Here is a 17340-nt window from a genome sequence, read left to right as displayed (position 1 = left end):
CGTTTTTTACATCACCAAAGGAACCATAAAGAAAGGACAAATCGTTTATGAAAACCAAGAAAAACATAAAAAAACTACTTTGCCTTTTGACTGCACTTACGTTGCTTTTGGGGGTATTTTCTGCCCTTGCTGCAACGGCTTCCGATTTAGGAAGCGTTTCCTTTTATAATGAAGGGGGAGAAGTGATTACCGCTTTGGACGGATGCGATACGGTGACTGCCAACATCACCTTTACCCCAACCGAAAAGAATTCGGCGCAGGTGATTGTTTCTCACTACACTGCAGACGGTGTGCTTTGTAAAACAGAGCCTATTACCACAGTTTCTGCTGTGGCAGGGGAAGAAAACCAATACAGCAGAGAAATTTCGGTAGCAGATACCGAATTATTAAAAGTATTCTGCTGGGAGGGTACTGATTCTTTAGTTCCGTTAACCAATCCCGGCATTATCGAACGTGACCTGCTGGAGGAACTCCCGACAGCCACTGTTACCGAAATCGAAGCAGAAGATGCGGATTTTGCTTTGAACTTCACAGCAGATGAAGTAACTGATGAACAGTTAGCATTCTACGGCGACTGGAAAGCAGACTTTGTATTCAAAATGAACAAAGATGCAACCTTCAATGCCGACGGTACCCGTGACGGTTACTTAATCGGCCAGTATGATGAATTCGGTCCTGAATTTGTAAAAATTCCGGCAACCGATTTAGCGGTAACTGCAAATACACCTGTTTCCATTATGGATGCTGCCGGATTAACCGTGACTTACAGGGATGTAGCAGAAACCGTAAAAGATTTTGACTGTGGCGTAAACTTCTCCCATGATTTCTTAAAAGAAAATGATGGTCTGGAGGTTTCCTTAGCACTGGTACTGGTAAATCCTGAAAATGGCAATATCTATACGATCGCAGAAAAAGACTTTGAATTCTGCTTACCCACAGCAACGGTTACCGAGCTGGATGTAGAAGCAATCCAGGATGTAGATTTAACCTTTGCATTAAACTTCAAAGCAGACCCTTCTACAGAATCTCAGTTGGCAGTGTTTGGAGACTGGTATGCAGATTATGAAATCATGATCAATAAGACTGCTACCTTCCATTCAGACGGAACCTGTGACGGCTATCTGGCAGGTCAGTACGATTCCTGGAGTCCTGCTTGGGTAAGTGTGCCCAAAATGGCTATCACCTTGACCCCCGGTACTCCCTTAAAAATTATGGAAACCGCGGCAGAAGCCTACGGAAAACCCGGTCTCAAATACACCTATCAGGAAGTGTATGAACGGGTAAAGGATTTTGATTGCGGGATCTTCTTCGCACCTGAATTTTTAGTAGCGAATCCCGATTTAGAAGTAACTCTGGCACTGAAGATGTATAACCCCAATAACGAAGACGAATCTTACGTAATTGGCAGAACCTACACCTTCACACCCAAAAACATTCCTTCCATCGACAAATTCATTGGTAAAGATGTGACTTATACTCACACCTTAGAAACCGCGGAAGCAAATACCGTAACCTATGACTTTGCCGAGCTGTTCACCGTAATCGACGGCGTTCCCGTAGATATGGATAACCTGACTGTCACCGGTGCAACTTACGAAGACGGCACAATCACCGTGGACGGTTTTGGCAAAAAAACGATCACTGTAACCGATAATTACTACTGTAATGTTGCAACCGCAACCGTAACCGTAAACGAGCCTGCAAACATTGATAAATGGAATGCAACTAATAAAGAAATCACCTTAACCGTTGATACTGTTGGCAAAGACCAGACCGTAAACTTCGCTGACCTGTTCACCGCAATTGACGGTGCAATTATCAAAACAGTAGAAGTAACTGTAGATAATGGCGGTACCTATGCTGATGGCGTTATTACCGTTCCCGGAACCATTGGTACCTACACCGTAACTGTTACTGATAACTTCTACTGTAACGAAGCAACTGCTATTATCGTTGTAAACGATGCAGCAAACGTAGACAAATTCATTGGCAAAGATATCGAAGTAACTCATACTTTAGCTACTATTGAAAGCGGTAAGTACACCGTAGACTTTGCAGATTTATTTGATACCAACGGCTATGAAGTGAAAGAAATTACTGTAACCGGCGGTACCTATGCAGACGGTAAAGTAACTGTTGAAGGTTTAGGTACCATCACCGTTACCGCAACCGATAACTTCTACTGTAACGTAGCAACCGCTACCGTTACGGTAAAAGAACCTGCTGCAGTTGACAAATGGACTGCAAAATCTGATTTAGCTTATGAAACTGAACAAGGTGTTGCAGTAACGAAAACTTTAGGAGAGCTGTTCAGCGCAAACGGTAATCTGATTAAAGATGCTACTGTGTCTGTAACCGGTGCTTCTTCCTTCACGAAGGATGCAACCTGGGATAACGGTATTGTCACCTTTAGCGGTGGCGGCACTTATACCGTTACCATTACTGACGGTTTTTACTGTACCGCAACCTCTGCTACCGTAACTGTAACAGAATTAGCACCTCCTCAGATTGCAAAATTTGATACCAAATTTGTAAATCACGAAGATTATTTATATAGAATCGGCAATCAGAATACCGTGGCATTGGGAAGCATCTTTAAAGCTTTAGACGGTGTGAGTGTTGGTACCGTAAACGTAGCAGTGGAACCTCTGGCAAACACTCCTTTGGTTTCTGCTACCTATACCAAAAACACCGATTGGACCAAGTCTACCTTAAAATTCAGCGGTACCGGCGTGGTAAAAGTGACCATTTCGGATGAAGAAAGTACTCCGTATTCTTTGTACCTAGAAATTGTGGATGCGAAGAACGTGACCACTGCCACATCGGCAACTGCCAATAACGTGGTATTATTAAACGATATTTCCGGCACCTTTAACGTGTCCAACGGTTATGCTTTTTACGGCAACGGCTTTACCGTAACCTGTGCAGGAAAAGGTAATCCCGGCCTTAAGCTGCTGACCACCGGTTTTATCAATGTATCCAAAGGCGGTATTTTAGATAACACCAGAATTATCTGCGATATTTTCCCCGAATCTTATTTATATACCTCCGATGCATCGGGTTATGACTACTTTAAATCTGCAGTCCTTTTAACTGATGATTCCACCATTTCTAACTGTTATATTTATGGTGCAAGATGTAACATTTTTATCGGTGGCGGAAATGCCACCGTGAAAAACACCGTTACCGAATGCGGAAGCTTTGCCAACATTCAGATTGTAAGAAGTTCCGACGAATTCACTGTTACCTTAGAAGATGTGACCACCATTCAGTATATGACCACCTCTTCTTACGATACTTCCAAAAACGTGATGGGTCTTGGGATTGCAGTGGGGGATGCGGATACCAAATCCAATCCCTATATTCGTTTAAAAGGGGACCTCAGACAATATAACTGGGTAACCAGCGATCATTCTTCTGTTTCCAACAGTTATGCTAAGAGCGTGTTGGAGGTAGCATTAAAGGAAAGTGCATATCAGCATACCATAAACGGTAAAAATACTGTAAACTTGGGAATGGCATACATCACCTCTTATCCTGCCAACATCATTGATGAGCGTACCAACAAGGCGGAAATTCCTTATGCGTTAAACAAGGTAAGCTTTTTGGGAGCAACCGGCAGAGTGTATACCGTGGCGGCAGGCAGTGCCGTTACTGCCGATTACCGTTACAATCCCGAAACTGACGGCGTGATTCCGTACATCTGCGGTGGAAACGGATTATATGAACCTCAGATTTATCCCAATTCCACCTTGGGCGGTCAGTATATCGCCAACACGGACGGTTGCAACAAATATTGCTATATGGATTCTGACACCTTAAAAGTGATGATTCCTGCAGGAGAATCTTTTGAGATTGATTTTACTAAAATATTTGACATCAATAAGTATAGCGGTCAGGATTTGCAGACCCAAATTACCTGCACCGATGAAAACGGTGATGAAGTTTCTTTAACCAACGGAAAACTCACCCTATCCGAAACAAAAGAATACATTGTGACCTACACCTTAACCGATACCATATTCTATAACGAAAACGGAGAAAGTGTGGCACAAACGGTGGTTTACACCAAAAAATTACCGGTTTCTGTGGCATTAAAAGACACGTCTACCCCCAATGCGGAATTTTCGTTTGATTCCACGAAACAGGTGATTTACTACAACAAAGCACTTTTGGGCGATAAAATTCAGTTTATGCCTTTCTTGGCAGGCTTAAAAATCTATGACTATATGGGCGATACCCGTTATTTAAGATTTGACGGTGATGATAACGCCTATCAAAAAGTGGTATCTGCCACCATCGAAAACTTAAATACCACCGGGGAAGCCAAAGGCTATCATATCATCACCGTAAAACTGGTGGATGGCGGTGTGTTAAAAATTGACCTGGACGTCAAAGCAACGGCAGGCGGTTCTACCCATTCCGGCTCGATTAAAACCAACAAAAACATTTTCTATGTAGTAAACGACGGTGGTACTGCTTCCAGCGGTCAGATCTGGAGAGTGTATGACTACGAATTTACCGGCAATAACGGGGTAGTCATCAATTCGGGTTCCGTAAACTTTGGTAAGTCCGGGGTGGATGCGACAAGTTTCACCAAACCCACCGGTACTTTCTCTGCAACCGTGTCTGCTACCGTGACCTATGATGCCAACGGGGGCTTATGCGGACAGAGTGTTGGTTATCAGACCAATCATTATAATACATTGACTTTACCCAATCCCACTCGTTATGGGTATGTGTTTGCCGGCTGGTATGATGCTCCCTATCAGGGTAACCGTGTCGGCGGAGCAGGGGATTTATATACTCCCGGCGGTGATGTTACTCTCTATGCACAGTGGGGCAAACCTTGTACCGTGACCTTGGATGCTACGGGTGGCAGCGTAACTCCCGAAACTATAAACTATAATGGAGAACAAATCGTTCTTCCCTTACCAGAAAAATCGGGTTATTGGTTCACAGGCTGGTATGAAGATGCCGCTTGTACCAAGCTTTATGGGTTGAACGGTGTGATTTTAAATCCCACCAAAAATACCACCTTCTATGCAGGCTGGAGCCCTGTTTATACCGTAACTTACAACCCAACGGGCGGAAACGTAACACCCACCTCTATGGATTATGTGGGAACTGTTCTCACCTTGCCCTTACCCTCTGACACAGCAAGAGCATTTGCCGGCTGGTATACCGAAGAAAACGGCGGTACTTTCATCGGTATGGGAAATGACACCTATCTTCCTACCGCACATATCACCTTGTATGCCCATTGGGAAGCACCTTCCGTGGTGACTTATGATGCCAACGGCGGAAGCTGTTCCACCGATTCTCAGACCTATATGGGCGCACCCTTAACCTTACCCACTCCCACTCTCACAGGATATACCTTCCAGGGTTGGTTTACCCAAGCTGAGGGCGGCACCAAAATCGGCGGTGCAGGTGCATCTTACACCCCTGATGAAAGCATCACTTTATATGCACAGTGGGTCAAAACACCCTATACCATCACTGTTTCTCAATCCAATGCAACCGTAACCGGTGTGACCAACGGACAAACTGCATATTACGGTGACAGCTTTACCGTGACTGTTTCCTTCTCTCAGAATAACAGTAAATCCCTGAAGGTGACCGATGGAAACGGAAATACTTTACTAAGCGAAAGCACAGCCGGTACCTATACCTTTAGTATGCCTGCTTCCAATGTAACTGTTTCTGCTTCCTCAAGTGGCGGTTGCTTTAGTGAAGATACCTTAATCACTATGGCAGACGGCACGAAGAAAGCTATCAAAGAGATTACTACTGAGGATTCCATTTTGACCTATAATTTCTTTACAGGTGAAATGGAAGCGAAAGATGTGGCGCTGGTGGTAAATCATGGCGTAGCAGAATATCCCGTTGCCAACTTAACCTTCTCAGACGGTACGGTATTAAAAGTAATCGAAGACCACGGTGTGTTTGATTATGATTTGAACCAATATGTGTACCTCACCATGGACAATATGGCAGAATACATTGGACATACCTTTGTGAAGATGCACGAAGACGGCTATACCACGGTTACTTTAGACAAAGCAGAAAAAACAACGGAAACCATCGGTGCATATTCTTTAACCTCTGCCGGAAACTTCAATGCTTTGGCAGAAGGTCTTTTGACAGTAGCACCTCCCGATGATTTGTATAACTGGATGCCGATGGGCGAAAAACTCCGTTACGATACCGATGCTTTCCAAAACGACATCGAATCCTACGGCTTATACACCTACGATGATTTTTCTCAGTATGTTACTTACGAACAGTTTATCGAATTAAATGGCGCATACTTAAAAATCCCCGTGGAAAAAGGAATCTTTAGCTGGGATTACATTTTGGAACTGATTGATTTATATGTGAAGTAAGCAAACGTATATCAATCAAAATATCCAAAAACAAACAATAAAAAGCATAAAAAAATCCCGAATGCAAATTGCATTCGGGATTTTTTTTATGAAAAGAATTTCTTATTTGAATAAGATGTTGTATTCGTTGTAAGGAACTTTATCTTCGTAGAAGTATTCATCGATGTATTCAGCATCATTTACGAATTTTAAGTTTACAGAAGCGCTTTCAGCCATGCCCTGTAATTCATCAGAGATAGATGCGTAAATAATAACGTTTAAGGTCTGTAAGGGTTTGATATCAGCGTAGAAGCCGGTTCCATCAGATTTTTCAACTTCAATGCTTAAATCAGATTTGTAAGTATCGTTGATTAACATTTCGCCTTTGAAGCCTTTCCAGGACAGGTCTAAGTCGCCGCCTGCTAAGTTTTTCACTTTACCTCTTACAACGAAGAATTTTTCGCCTTCTTTGTCATCGATAGTGGAATAGTAGCTAGCAGAGGTGTTGGAAGGTTCGATTTCTTCGGTCCAAGCAGCGGATTCTAAGGTTAATTCCATAACGTCACCGATGGTAACGGTTTCATTTACGTTTAAGGTGCTTGCGCCGGTTGCGGTTTTAGTAGCAGTGGGTGCTACAGAGTTGGATTTGGTATCGTCGGCAGTTTTGGTTTCTTCAGCGGGTGTGGTGGTTTCGGTAGCAGTTCCTACAGTGTTACCTTCATCAGTTTTGGTTTCGGTTGTTACTTCAGTTGCAGTGTTGGTGTCTTCAACTTTTTTGTCTTCTGTGATTTTGATGCCACCGTCTTCGGTGAATTCCGCTTTACAACCGGTTAATGCCATAGAGGAACCGATTAACATGGTAGCGGAGAGTAAAAGCGCGATTGATTTTTTCATTGTTTTTTTTCTCCTTTTTAAGCATATGCTTTCTATTTTTTTCCCATTTTAGCATAAATCAATAAAAAAGTCAATATTTCGATGAAAAATGTTACTGTTCTGTAAAATTAAAATGTATTTTTCTGCAAAAAACACATATTTTTAATGTTTTTTTATCCAGTTTTCACACATTTTGCTGCAAAAATACCGGAAATTGAAAAAAATCTTGACAAACCCTTTTGGAAAATGGTACATTATAAATAGAATAAAATGGGGAGTTACAGAAAAAATGTAACCACACTTTCCGAAAATATACTATGAAAGAAAGGAACCAAAAAAGATGAAACGAGTAGTAAGCTTTATTCTGGTAATTGCCATGGTTGCAGTTCTGCTTGCATCCATTGTGGCAAGAGCAAGCGAAGCAGAAGGTGTTGTGTTTTATAATGCCGAAACCAACAAAATGATTACCACATTAGACGGTGTTACCACTTTAAAAGCCAAAGTAACTGTCCAAGCACCCAGATCTGCAATGGCTTCGGTGTTTGTGGGCCATTATGAACAAGAAAGCGGCAAGCTTATCAAGATGGAACCCGTTTCTGTGAAGGGAGGTCTGCCGGGAGATACTTTAGAAATTCCCATAGAAAACATTACCGTGGGCGATACGGAAGAGTTCAGAGTGTTCTGCTGGACCGATGAAGAAACCATCTGTCCCTTACTTCCTGCGGCAACCATTACCTATGCGCCCATCTTAACGGAAAAATTTGAAGTGGTATTTCCCAATACCGATTCTTATTTATACCGTATCGGGAATCAGAACGCTGTTGCTGTAAATAAACTGTTTTCTGCCATCGATGGTGGCGAACTTGGTAACGTGAGTATTACGGCAGAAGCAATGGACAATACAGGTGTTACCGTTCATGTTTCCAATGAAGCAGACTGGCAAAACAGAACAATTTGGGCACAGGGAATCGGTATTATCAAATTAACTGTTACCGATGATATGGAAAACACCAAACCTACCGAGCTTTATCTGGAAGTGGTGGATGCTTATAACGTGACATCGGGTGCAAGCGCTACCGACCGTGATATTGTACTCTTAAATGATTGCGGAATGGGTCAGCTTGTCGTGTCAGGCGGACATACCATCTACGGCAACGGTTTTTCGTTAACCGCTTCTTCAGACTCAGCAGCATTAGACAGAGGTTATGCTTTTGTGACCATGGAAAACGGTAATTTAGATAACGTGCGAATCAAAGTACCTCATTTCCCGTTCCCCATTCTGTATGAAGCAAATAAAAAAGATGACCCCACTCCCAATCAGATTGATGGCACCAAAACCCGTTATTACAATATCCGAAGCGCAGTAATGACCTCAGGTGATTGCAGTATTAAAAATTCCTATATTGAAGGCGGACGTGCGGCACTGTATGTGACTGCAGGGGATTTAGAGTTGGATAACACCACCGTATATGGTGGTGCAGCTGCCAATATTCACTTAAATGCGGCAAACAGTCTCACCATGCGGGATGTGACCTTGATTCAGGAACCCATTACCGCAACTGTTCACGATACTACGAAAACTTTAATGGGCTTAAGCTTAATCACCATTGCGGATTCCGAAGGGAATTCTACCCCCATTACCTTAGAAGGAAAACTCATTCAGTATGCCTGGGCAAACGAGGAATATAAAACCTATGTGCCTGCAGAAGGGCAGTCTATGGTGAATTATGTCTTAAATCAGACCGACTATATTCACCCTGTTACCTACCGGGATGGCGTTACCCGTGATTCTTTAAATTTAGGCTTTATCTATATGATTGAAGACGGAACCAATCCTGTGCTTTCCGACCCTGTGATTTATGATAATCGTGTGAATAAAGCGGAAGTTCCCTATGAAACGCTGGATATGACTTCGGTAAAGGTGTTCTCCTATAAAAATTCCAATGGTACAGATGCTGAAGTAACCACTTATCCTACCTATACTTCCACCAAAAACGGCAATATTTTAGCAACTGCAACCTATGAGGAAACTGATGAAAACAAAGTGCTGACCAAAGAATATGTAAACGAAACCGGTTGGATTAACCGCTTCACCGTGAATTTAGACCGTGGTGCATACAGCTTTGATTTTGGCAAATTCACTTTAGAAAAATATGGCAAAGAACTTTCCTACACCGTCCAAAAAGATGGTGTGGCAGTGGACACTACCAAAAAAATTCCTGTAACAGTTGGTACCCAAATGTATGATGTAACTGTTACTGACAATATTTTCTACAATGAAAACGGCGAAAGTTTTGATAAAACCGTGACTTATACCTATCCTCTGTATATCAGTGGTACCGAATCCAATAAAGATGCGCCTTCCTTAGTGGCATCCGATTGGGGAACAGGTCTTTGCGTGGCAACTAAAAAAGGAAGCACCTGGAGCGGTGCGGCACCTGCTTTAGAAGGGTTACAGGTTCGTTATTGGAGTGTGGCGGAAAGTCAGTATAAAACCGTTTCTTTGGCTGATTTCACTCCCGAAAATGTGGGCAAGCAGAATGACACTGACACTGTGTGGACTTATACACCCGACAACGGAGACTTTATCTTAACCGTAACGGGTGGTCAGGTGCATTCTTCCAATAAAGTGTTTGCAATGCCCGTTGTGGTGGACGTAAACGGAACCAACAAGTTGTTCTTTGTGGCATCTAACTCCGGCGGTTTGGTAAATACCGGAAACACAGCAAGAAATGTGCCTGTGTCCTATACTTTTGAAGATAAAAACGGCAAAAAACTGAGTTTCTCTCATACCTGGAGTGTGGCAGAAGATAAAACCAATCCGTATAGTTATTCCGCTTTCTGCGAAGGTACATTAGCCGCAGCAGAGGATAACGGTTGCTTTACCGCTGATACCGTAATCACAATGGCAGACGGCACTAAAAAGGCAATCCAAGATATTACCACCGAAGATACCATCCTGACCTACAATTTCTTTACCGGACAGACCGAAGCAAAAGATGTGGCACTGGTGGTTAATCACGGCGTGGATGAATATCCCGTTGCAAACCTGACCTTCTCCGACGGTGCGATATTAAAAGTAATTGCAGAACACGGTGTGTTTGACTATGATTTAAACAAATATGTGTATCTCACCGTAGATAATATGGATGAGTACATCGGTCACACCTTTGTGAAAATGGATGAAGACGGATATCGTCTGGTTACTTTGGATCAGGCAGAAAAAACCTATGAAGTAACAGGAGCATATTCTTTAACTTCTGCAGGAAACTATAATGCCCTTGCCGAAGGGCTTTTGACAGTAGCACCGCCGGATGATTTCTATAACTGGGTACCGATGGGAGATAAACTCCGTTATGATACCGAAAGCTTCCAAAAAGATGTAACAACCTACGGATTATACACCTACGATGATTTTAAAGATTACGTGACCTATGAACAATTTGTGGACTTTCATGGTGCTTATTTAAGAATCCCTGTAGAAAAAGGACTTTTCACCAAAGATTACATCTTAAAACTCATCAAACTGTATGTGAAATAATATCTCATAAAAAAAGGAACAAATCTTAGGATTTGTTCCTTTTTTGTTGTATTTAGGATTCTGATGCAGAATAATAACCTTTGTAGCCTCGTTTTCTGTAAGAATAGCGGCCTTTGGTTTTATTGGTGTTGTTACGGATAACTCCCAGCATTTTGGAGCCGCTCTTATTGATTAGGTTTACCACGTTTTGTGCGTCCTTGTAGTGCACTTTAGCGTTACTGATTACCATTACCACACCATCACTTTGTTTGGCGATGACAGCGGCATCAATAACTAATCCCAAAGGGGGGGTGTCTATAATAATATAATCATATTCTGTGCGGCAATGATTGATTAACTCTTCAAAATATTTGGAGTTTAAAAGCTCCACAGGATTGGGCGGATATTTTCCTGCAAACAGAATCTTCATGGAAGAATCTTCCACAGGATATAAACATTCCTCCAAGGTGTTTAACCCGGTTAACACTTCGCTTAAGCCATTGTGTTTGGTGACAGTGGTGTTTCTGCCTGCAATTACGGATTTTCTCATATCTGCATCAATTAGAAGCACTTTTTTTCCAAGCTCTGCAAAGCTTTTGGCAGCGTGCAGAGAAACGGTGGATTTCCCTTCGTTTTCATTGCAGCTGGTAATAACAATCACCTTTACATCCTTTCCGCAGAATTGCAGATTGGTGCGAAGCACCTTGTAAGCTTCTTCGGTAAAAAAATCATTGGTTCCGGGCAGGTTCAACTGAATCGGTTTCATATATTTATTCCTCCCCTTTGTTTTTTTCTAAGATATTTGGATTGATATAGCCGTAGCCATAACCCTTACGTCTGTATTTATAGCGATATTTTTGCTTGTTTTTCTTATCGTTATTGGCTTCGGGAATATCCCCTAAGATACTTAAGCCTAAGTAATTTTCGATGTCCTCATCTGTTTTGATGGTGGCATCCAATAGGAAGACTATCAAGAAAACGGAATAGGTCAATACCGCAGCAATCAGCCCGATAAATACAAATACAAGCGGTTTGGTTTTGTTGCTGGGTTCGTAGTTTAAGTTTCCGTATTCATATAGGCTGATTTGCTCAAAGCCCATGGTTTCGTTGATGGCGGAGGCACCCACCTCACAGAGATTATCCACCATTCGTTTTGCATATTCCGGAGAGTCTGCCGTAACAGATACTTCTAAGATACGGGTATTTTCCGGGTTGGAGGTGGAAATACGTTCGGAAAGTTCGCGATAATCCTCCGTCAGATTCAGGTTGGTTTTTACCTGTTCCACCACAGTGTAGCTCTTCATCAGATAGTCGCAGTCTCTTACTACGTCCAAAGCGGAGGAAAAATCGGTTGCTACATCATCGGCAGTGTTTTGCTCAGGAGTCACTTGTTTTAAATCCTGACGAAGAATATACATGGTTGCCGTGGAGCGATATTCCGGTTTGAAGGTGAAGGTATCTAGTGCAAAAAGTCCGGCTGATACCAGCACACACACCAGGATGATAATCCATATTTTCTGCACAAATATGTTCCATAGGTCTCCAAAGGACACCACTCTGATTTTTGTATTGTTTTCCATATTATTTCCTTCCTGAATAATTTTTTAGAATAAGGGTTAATGCGTGGTTAAGGCAAAGGTGATCGGCATAGGATTTGCCGTATCGCTTCTGCAGATATTGGTAACAATTTTTAAGGTTTGGCGGTCTGTATGTGATGTCGTGAGTATCAGTTGCCACAAAATCGGCAAGATGCTTCGACAGAATTTTCTGAGTTTTTATTTTTTCAAACCAGCCGGATTTTCCCAGAATTGCTTGTGCGTTCAGTTGAATCAGAACGCCCAACTGTTTTAAAGAAATAACTTGCTTTTTGGAAATCCGGTAACGTTCTGCATGGGCAAGCACGGGAATGTATCCCGCAGAAAGAAGAGATTTTAAGCCGTTTTGCACTTCTTTGTAAGCGGTGCGGTGGGGAAAATCCACCAGCACATAACGGCTGTGGTTCAAGGTGTGGCAAAGGCCTTCGTGAAGCCAGGACACACAGTCGGGGCTATAGTGAAGCTCATTGCCCGAATATAAGTAAAGGTCGGGATATTTTTTACTTGTGTATTCTAAAAGAGTTTCGTAAGCTTGGTTCTTTTTAGAGGTGTTGTTTCCGTAATAACCGGGATGAAAATGAGAGGTCAGGCAAAGGTGCCGGATCCCTTCTTCATAAATTTTATCAATCAAGGAAAACATTTCTTCCTTGGATTTGGGACCGTCGTCGGTGTTAAATAGAATGTGTGAGTGAATATCGGAGAATTCCATGGAAAATCCCCTCCTCGTTAAGATGGTTCCCCGGGAGCCGAAGCTCCCGGGGCTTTTTGGTTTTAAGTACCGTTATGAATTATTTGGAAATCACTGCAGGAGTGCTCATCACGGGAGTTAATTCTCCGGTAGAATTCCAAACATAAATTTTGATGGTTTCGCTTTCTCCAACTGTCATTGTGGGAGTGTTGTAAGTGGTGTTTGCACCTTCGGTGGTAACCACTTGGGCATCGATAAATTCCATTTCAAGCAGTGCATTGGTGGTTTTATCGTAATGAGCTGCCAATACGGTTGCGGTGCCGGTTTCGATTCCTTCGAAGGTAACTTTTGCCTGCAGGTAGTTTACGTTTTCTAAGGAATCTACCATTTTTTCTGTTTCAACATCGTAGAACCAGGTACCTTTGGGCAGTACCATTTTACCATCTTCACCGAAGGGGTAGGTGCCTGCAGGGATTAAACCATTGGTTTCAGATTCTGCAATGGTTCTTTCGTAGGTAAGCAGTTTACCGTTGGTACGAACGAAATAGAAATCGCCTTTCCATTCTACCATACCGATGCCGTACTGCTGCTGACCATTAATGAAGAAGCACAGGTTGCCGTAATCATCTAAAGCAGGACCGTTTTTCAGAATCATTTTAGCGTCTGCGCCAAATGCGTAATCGCCTTCGGGCAGTAAGCCGTTAGCTTTGTCTTCGGAGATTGTGATAGCCCAAGTTATCAGACGGCCGTTTAAACGAACATAGTAGTAATCATCGTTCCATTTTATCAGACCGGTATCATACTGGATTTTTCCGTCGATTGCATAATAGTAATAGTCATCATACAGGAATACACCATCAATTGCACGAATCAGTTTACCGTCTTCACTAAATTCGTAAGCTTCCGTATCAATGGTGGTGATGCCGGTTGCACAAATGCCTCGGTAGTCGAAGTAGTAGGTATCACCGTTAATTTCTGCCCAAGTCTGTTTGTAGTATCTGTGGCAGTAGTAGAACATATTACCGTCTTCGGTATATTTCCAGCCACCTTCGGATAAACCTTTTTCGCCTTTGAACTTATAGTCAATGCCATTCATGGTAACGGTGCCTTTTGCAGCATAGCCATTGGAGTGGAAATAATGCCAGCCGTCTTCTAAGTTTACCCATCCATATACAGGTTGACCTTCTAAGTAGTATTTCCAACCGTTTTCGTCTTCGATCCAGCCGTTTGCGGTGGAACCGGTTTCGCCACAGTTAGCGCATACGTTCTGACCGCCAACAACAGTGTAGTTATGGCCGGTTGCTTCTAAGGTTTCACCCCAGGTGATAATGGAGTTACAGTCATTACAGAAGGTTCTGCCGGTGTAACCGTCTTCAGTACAGGTTGCAGCTTTGTCTTCTAATGCCACTTCTTCGTGAACATGCCAGCCTTCTTTGTCGAAGGTGGAGGTCAGACGGGTAGAGTTATATTCGGTAGAAGTAGTCAGAATTTCGGATGCGAAGGTTGCTTCGTTACCGTCGGTGCAGGTCAAATGACCCATTTCAACGCCGGTCATCACGGAAACCAGACGGTATGATTTGTAATCTTCGCTACCGGTAGTGTTGATAAATTCAGGAATCCATACTCTGATGGGTAAGGAAGCTACTACTGCTTCTCCTGTCTGAGCAGTGGGGTTTTCACGGGTAATGGTAATGGTTGCATCGTTGGTTTCGGGGTCGATGGTGTATTCTGCTGAGAAACCGTTTGCCAATACCATGTGGTCTAATTCCCAAGTATTGTTGTTATCCAATTCCAAAGTGGTGGTGATAACGTCCACATTTTCGATGTTGTCAGACACTAAGTTCATCCATACTAAAGAGCCGATACCAACGTTTTCTAAGGTTTCATCTGCTTTTACATAGTGGATGGTGTCTAAGGTGTTTGCGCTATTTTCGATGGTTAAGGTTCTTTCCTGATAAGAGGTATTGCCGTTGTTATCGGAAATTTCCACACGAACGGTATGTACGCCGTTTGCTAAGGTTACGTTGTTGGATGCAATGTAACCTGCAGAGGAACAGGTGGAGGGGATTTCAACGCCATCTACATACATTTTTGCGGAGGTAGCATCTAAACCGGTGTAGTTGGTTTTATCCATAGCGTCTCTTGCATTTGCCACAAAAGATACCACGTTTTCAGAAATGGTCTGTCCGTTGATTTCGATAGGGGTATCGATCATGGAGTGACCTACCTGCACGTTAGAAATGATGGGGGCATCAAAATCTTCCACAGCGGAAGAGTAGTTAATGGTTATATCGTCGATATAGTAGGTAACGTCTGCGTAGTAGTTGGGTCTTTCGTTGTGATAATAACCGTCTGCAGTGTTGTTGGTATCACTTCTATACAAACGAACTTCGTTTAAGCTGGTTACATTCGCACCGATATCTTTTACGGGAACGGTGAAATACTGCCAGCCGGTGCCGTATTTGAATTCGTGACCCAATACAACCGGGATTGCACTGCCGAAGTCCCATTCATAACCGTGAGAACCTTCGGGAATGTACATCCAGAAGCTTACGGAAACTGCGTCGGTTAAATCCAGGCTCCAACCCTGTAATTTACTCTGACACCAGTTCATACAGGTGATGGAATTGGAGGTGGATTTGTATTTGAATGCGTAGTTACCGTTTCTTACCTTACCGTCTTCTTTGGTACAAACGCTCAGTTCATCGTTGAAGAAATATTTATCGGGAGTGTAAACGCCTTTATAGGCCAAAGTCCAGTTTGCAATTGCTTCGGGACCTTCTTCAAAGTCGTAAACAATTTCGGAGCCTTTGCCCAGCATTAAGCCTGCAGATGCAGTAATCTGGGGATTGTGAACCAAAGTAGCGGTAACAGTACCGGATACCACTTCAGATTCCTTGGGAGCAGTGAATTTAATACCGTCGATGGAACCTAAAGCGTTATCGGATAAGGTGAAGGTTACATCTTCGGGTTTTAAGGTTACGTCAGCGTAGCCGTATTTAGCGGTTACGTCTAAAGTAACAGATTTGCCGAAGGGAGCGGTAATATTTGCCATAACAAAGGAAATGGATTCGGGAATGACTACGTTTACGGTGCCTTCGCCAACTACATTACCATTGTAAACAGCCTGAATCACAGCTTCTCCAACAGTACCATTGGAGATAAATTTGCCGTTTTCCACAGTACCCATGGATGCGTCTTTTAACTGCCAGGTTACATCTGCAGGAATTTCTGCAGGACCGCCGGCAGAGTCAGCACCGGTAGCAGTGAAGGTAACGGTGGAACCGGGAGTTACATAAGGATCAGATACTTCTAAAGATAAATGGTCGAATTTACCGTCTCTGGTTGCTTTGGAAATTACCAGAATACCGGACAGAGTGGAACGTTCACTACCGTCGGAGGGGCTGGATTTCATAGTTAACGCATTGGTACCTTCTCTTTCGGATAAGAAAGTGGAGGAACCGCCACCGTCACAGTTGATGGCATCCACACAGCCTAAAGCAATCATGGTTTCTGCCATTTCGTGGTTAGTGAAACCTGCAGAATAGGGAGCCTGACGACCATCGTTCATCATCAGTACTAATTTACCGTCTGCTTTGATACCGATTACAGAACGGGGAGCACGGTCGCTCTTATGGTCTTCGGTAGGATGCAGATTAACACCATCTCTTACCAGATAGTTAAAGCAAACGGTCTGCGCCATCCATTCGTCACCGGTTAAGGGTGCGTTTTTATCGCGGAGTTCCGCTTTTCCGTCTTTGGTGATGGCAAGATAACCGCCACCGGGATGACCTGCGCCACAAGTGTCACAGGAAGCTCTGTTATCACACAGCACTTTGCCGTTGTAAATTAACAGACCGTAAGGATGGGTAAAGCTCCAGCTTAAGCTACAGTTCATACCACCCACAACATTTAAGCCCAGGTCGTTTTCTACATGTGCAGCCTGTTCAGTCATAGTTTGGATACCCCAGTTATCGGTATCGGTATAATCAACCGTTTCCGAAATGTTTTTGCTGGTGGGCATCACAGAAATGTTGGGGTTGGTCAAATCCACTTCGATGGCGTGGATTACATTTCGGTTGTTGCCGGTTTCATCATTGATGATGATTTCGGATTCAATCGCACCGGGCGCTAAGTTGTAGTCTGTTTTGGAAATCAGCTTGTAGTAATTACAGTTGGTGGTACCCAAATTGTAATCCACGGCTGCAAAAACAGACAGGGGGAGCATACAAAGCACCAGTGCCAGTGCTAATGCGTTTCGAAAAACTTTTTTCACGTTTCTCGTCTCCTTTTTTT

The 17340-nt window shown here is 43.1% G+C and carries 7 protein-coding genes; 2 read left to right on the top strand and 5 right to left on the bottom strand.

The window, feature by feature from the left end; all coding sequences use genetic code 11:
* Window positions 1–47: 47 nt before the first annotated feature.
* Entirely contained in the window at window positions 48–6389 is a 6342-nt protein-coding gene (locus E7413_02215) for a hypothetical protein (protein MBE7018677.1), read from the top strand.
* A 102-nt stretch (window positions 6390–6491) separates the two neighbouring features.
* On the opposite strand, the gene E7413_02210 is transcribed toward E7413_02215, so the two are convergent.
* The gene (locus tag E7413_02210; protein ID MBE7018676.1) at window positions 6492–7262 is read right to left on the bottom strand and encodes a hypothetical protein; all 771 of its coding nucleotides are present in this window, start codon (window positions 7260–7262) and stop codon (window positions 6492–6494) included.
* Between the two features lie 319 nt (window positions 7263–7581).
* Between E7413_02210 and E7413_02205 the strand changes: the two genes are divergently transcribed.
* Window positions 7582–10782: a hypothetical protein gene (locus E7413_02205; GenBank protein ID MBE7018675.1), complete on the top strand. Its 3201-nt coding sequence runs from the start codon at window positions 7582–7584 to the stop codon at window positions 10780–10782.
* Window positions 10783–10834: 52 nt separating this feature from the next.
* On the opposite strand, the gene E7413_02200 is transcribed toward E7413_02205, so the two are convergent.
* From E7413_02200 to E7413_02185, 4 genes are all read right to left on the bottom strand, one after another.
* A complete protein-coding gene (locus tag E7413_02200; protein MBE7018674.1) occupies window positions 10835–11527 on the bottom strand; it encodes a CpsD/CapB family tyrosine-protein kinase in 693 nt (230 codons plus the stop codon).
* A gap of 4 nt (window positions 11528–11531) precedes the next feature.
* Complete coding sequence (locus E7413_02195) at window positions 11532–12341, bottom strand: hypothetical protein (GenBank protein MBE7018673.1); 810 nt, start codon at window positions 12339–12341, stop codon at window positions 11532–11534.
* 1 nt (window position 12342) lies between these two features.
* Entirely contained in the window at window positions 12343–13065 is a 723-nt protein-coding gene (locus E7413_02190; protein ID MBE7018672.1) for a hypothetical protein, read from the bottom strand.
* A 79-nt stretch (window positions 13066–13144) separates the two neighbouring features.
* Entirely contained in the window at window positions 13145–17320 is a 4176-nt protein-coding gene (locus E7413_02185; GenBank protein MBE7018671.1) for a hypothetical protein, read from the bottom strand.
* Between the last annotated feature and the right edge of the window lie 20 nt (window positions 17321–17340).

The sequence above is a fragment of the Oscillospiraceae bacterium genome (genome assembly GCA_015068645.1).
GTDB lineage: Bacteria > Bacillota > Clostridia > UMGS1840 > UMGS1840 > SIG452.
This window is presented reverse-complemented; position numbering and strand designations above follow the sequence as displayed.

Bases quoted from the DNA above. Each gene is read 5' to 3' on its own strand.
- E7413_02215 (MBE7018677.1), top strand. From the start codon at position 48: ATGAAAACCAAGAAAAACATAAAAAAACTACTTTGCCTTTTGACTGCA.
- E7413_02210 (MBE7018676.1), bottom strand. From the start codon at position 7,262: ATGAAAAAATCAATCGCGCTTTTACTCTCCGCTACCATGTTAATCGGT.
- E7413_02205 (MBE7018675.1), top strand. From the start codon at position 7,582: ATGAAACGAGTAGTAAGCTTTATTCTGGTAATTGCCATGGTTGCAGTT.
- E7413_02200 (MBE7018674.1), bottom strand. From the start codon at position 11,527: ATGAAACCGATTCAGTTGAACCTGCCCGGAACCAATGATTTTTTTACC.
- E7413_02195 (MBE7018673.1), bottom strand. From the start codon at position 12,341: ATGGAAAACAATACAAAAATCAGAGTGGTGTCCTTTGGAGACCTATGG.
- E7413_02190 (MBE7018672.1), bottom strand. From the start codon at position 13,065: ATGGAATTCTCCGATATTCACTCACACATTCTATTTAACACCGACGAC.